Here is a 376-nt window from a genome sequence, read left to right on the forward strand (position 1 = left end):
TTGCGGTTCTCTGCGCCGGATACCAGGATCCTCGTTCCGTTAGACATGATCATCGCATCGCCCGCCCACGTGCCGGAAAGAATGTTCGCATCACCTAGGAACGTCGCGGCAAACAGGGTCTGCGGGCGATTGTAGATCGCCTCAGGTTCGCCCTCTTCAACCAGCCGCCCATCCCTGAGGATGCCGATGCGGTCGGCCATCGTCAGCGCTTCTTCCTGGTCGTGSGTGACGAAGATGGTGGTGATGCCGATCTCGCGCTGGATGCGCTTGAGCTCGGCCTGCATGTCGACGCGCAGTGCCTTGTCCAGTGCGCCAAGCGGCTCATCGAGAAGCAGCACGCGCGGATTGATGACGAAGGCGCGGGCAAGTGCCACAC

At 61.9% G+C, this 376-nt stretch carries 1 protein-coding gene; it reads right to left on the reverse strand.

The window, feature by feature from the left end:
* Positions 1-376: ABC transporter ATP-binding protein (locus AC1D0P_RS31830; protein ID WP_477680373.1), on the reverse strand; the 376-nt coding region annotated here is incomplete at both ends.

The sequence above is a fragment of the Polaromonas sp. P1_G2 genome (assembly GCF_056405515.1).